Below are 2,998 nucleotides of genomic sequence, written 5' to 3'. Positions count from 1 at the left end.
CTGGGCAACATCGGCGACGCCACCGACCGCCTGCGCGCGGCGCTGGGGGAGGCCGACGTCATCGCCGCGGAGGACACCCGCCGCGCACGCCAGCTGGCGGCGGCGCTGGGCGTGGAGATCCGCGGCCGGGTCGTCTCCAACTTCGACCACAACGAGGAACAGCGCATCGCGCAGCTTCTCGACGCCGCCCGATCCGGCCACCGCGTCCTCGTGGTCACCGACGCGGGCATGCCCGTGGTGTCCGACCCGGGGCTGGCCGTGGTGGCCGCCGCCCACGATGCGGGGCTGCCCGTGACGTGCCTGCCCGGGGCGTCGGCGGTGACCACCGCCCTGGCGCTGTCCGGTCTGAAGGTGGGGCGCTTCATCTTCGACGGCTTCGCCCCGCGCAAGCAGGGCGCCCGCCGGGAGTGGCTGCAGTCTCTGGCCACCGAGCAGCGGGCATGCTGCTTCTTCGAGTCCCCGCATCGCATCGCCGCCACGCTGGCCGAGGCCGCCGACGTCCTCGGCGGCGACCGCCGCGTCGCGGTGTGCCGTGAGCTGACCAAGATGTACGAGGAAACCCGGCGCGGCACCTTGGCCGAGGTCGCCGAATGGGCCGAGGGCGGGGTGCGCGGCGAGATCACCGTCGTCATCGAGGGTGCGGGCGTCACCAGTGCGCCGGTGAACCCCGAGGACCTCGTCGAGGAGGTCGAGTTCCGCGTCGCCGGCGGCGATCGGCTCAAGGACGCGTGCCGCTCCGTCGCGGGCACCGCCGGGTTGGTCAAGCACCGCGAGCTGTACCAGGCCGTGCTCGACGCCCGCGCCGCCGGGGACGCGGGCGAAGAATGAGGAAGGGCAGGGCCCGCTCGTCGGCGGAGCGTGCCCCCATTTGGCTAGCCGACGGGTCTTGGCCCGCATATCGTTAACCAATTGTGACGATTGCCCACCAGGCACTGGTCTGACCGGCGGGGATGGCGGGGGCGGGCCGTCGTAAAGCGGTGCCGAAACTGGGAAAAACCTGAGATTTACGTCATTCACATTTGAAATCGCAGGTCAAGGGCCGCCATGGTGGTTATATGACCACCTCTGACCGTGAACACGGACCACCAGACCGAAGAGAAGGGCTCGACTCCGGTTTCGGCGACGCCGCGGGCGTGGCGACGGGCGCCGTCGTCCCGCCCCCCGCCATCGCCGACAACGACCTGCCCGGCGAGGACCCCGACGGGCGGTCCGGCTCCGGCATCGACCTCGGCGTCACCATCCCCGCCGCCGGCCTCATCCTGGCCATCGTCGCGTGGGGACTGATCTGGCCGGACAATTTCGCGAACTTCGCCTCGTCCGCGCTGAGCTGGGTCGTGGACAACACCGGCTGGCTGTTCGTCCTGGCCGGCACGGTCTTCGTATTCTTCATCTTCGGCGTCGCGCTGTCGAAGTTCGGGCACATCCGCCTGGGCGGCGACGACGAGAAGCCGGAGTTTTCCACGCTCAGCTGGATCGCCATGATGTTCGCCGCGGGCATGGGCATCGGCCTGATGTTCTACGGCGTCGCCGAGCCGCTGACGTTCTACCGCAACGGCGTGCCCGCTCATGAGCCCAACGAGGTCGGCACGGCCATGGCCACGACCATGTTCCACTGGACGCTGCACCCGTGGGCGATCTACGCCATCGTCGGCCTGTCCATCGCCTACGGCACGTACCGCCTGGGTCGGCGCCAGCTGATTTCGGCGGCGTTCATCCCGCTCATCGGCGTGCGCAACGCCGAGGGGTTCCTGGGCAAGCTCATCGACGTCCTGGCGATCTTCGCCACCGTCTTCGGCACCGCCGCGTCGCTCGGCCTGGGCGTACTGCAGATCTCTGCCGGCCTGGAGCACACGGGCCTGGTGGAGAACCCGGGCACGTGGCTGATGCTGGGCATCATCATCGTGCTGGGCTTGGCGTTCCTCGCTTCGGCGTTGTCGGGCGTGAGCAAGGGCATCCAGTACATCTCCAACTTCAACATGATCGCGGCACTGATTCTCGCGGTGTTCGTGCTCGTCGTCGGCCCAACGGTGATCATCCTCAACACCATCCCCACCGCCGCCGGCTCGTACCTGTCGCAGTTCTTCGAGATGGCGTCGCGCACCGGAGCCTCGGCCAATGGCACCGCCGGCGAGTGGCTGTCGGGCTGGACCATCTTCTACTGGGCCTGGTGGATCTCCTGGTCCCCGTTCGTGGGCATGTTCCTGGCGCGGATTTCGCGCGGCCGCACGATCCGCGAGTTCGTGTTCTCCGTCGTGCTGGTGCCGTCGCTGGTGTCGCTGGTGTGGTTCGCCATTTTCGGCGGCTCGGCGATTCACCTCGAGCAGATCGGCCAGTCGATCTGGGGCGACGGTTCCGCCGAAGGGCAGCTGTTCACTCTGCTGGATTCGTTCCCGGGCGGTGGCATCGCGGCGTTCGTGGCGATGATCCTGCTGGCGACGTTCTTCATCACCTCCGCGGACTCCGCGTCGACGGTGATGGGCACCATGAGCCAGAACGGCCGCCTCGACGCGGCGCGCCCCGTCACGGCGATGTGGGGCATCTCGACGGCGCTCATCGCCGTCGTGCTACTGCTCACCGGAGGCGAGGATGCGCTGTCGAACCTGCAGTCCGTGACCATCCTCGCGGCGAGCCCGTTCGTCCTGGTCATCATTGCGCTCATGTTCGCGCTGGTGAAGGGGCTTTCCGACGACCCGCTGTACCTCGACGACAAGGAACAGCGCCGATTCGCCCTGAAGCTGGCCCGCGAGCGGCGCATCGCCGCGGCCGCGGAGGGGCGCCGGGTGGCGCGAACCGGCCGCACCATCAAGTCCGGCAAGCCGGGCAAGTCGGGCAAGGCCGCCAAGGCCGCCAAGGCCGGCGCCACCGCCCCGAAGAAGTAGGGGCGGCACGATGAGCGGGCACGACGCCGGGCGCGAACCCCGGGGCGATGCGGGACCCGATTCCGGCTCCGACACCGCAACCGGCCCAGGCGCCGGTGCCGGGCCGGACGATCCGAATG

Annotated in this window: 2 protein-coding genes; both read left to right on the top strand. The window is 69.3% G+C overall.

Features of this window, described 5'->3' with window-relative positions:
- A partial coding sequence (gene rsmI, locus GX015_RS09455; protein WP_291344651.1) for a 16S rRNA (cytidine(1402)-2'-O)-methyltransferase occupies window positions 1-828 on the top strand: 828 nt, incomplete at its 5' end.
- A 227-nt stretch (window positions 829-1,055) separates the two neighbouring features.
- Entirely contained in the window at window positions 1,056-2,879 is a 1,824-nt protein-coding gene (locus GX015_RS09450; protein ID WP_291344650.1) for a BCCT family transporter, read from the top strand.
- Window positions 2,880-2,998: the final 119 nt, after the last annotated feature.

This window comes from Corynebacterium sp. (assembly GCF_012837295.1).
In the GTDB taxonomy this organism is placed as follows: domain Bacteria; phylum Actinomycetota; class Actinomycetes; order Mycobacteriales; family Mycobacteriaceae; genus Corynebacterium.
Note: the sequence above shows the minus strand (reverse complement) of the source record. Positions and strands in the feature narration are given on the sequence as shown.

What these genes read in the sequence shown, in the direction of transcription:
- GX015_RS09450 (WP_291344650.1), top strand. Translation starts at nt 1,056, where the DNA reads ATGACCACCTCTGACCGTGAACACGGACCACCAGACCGAAGAGAAGGG.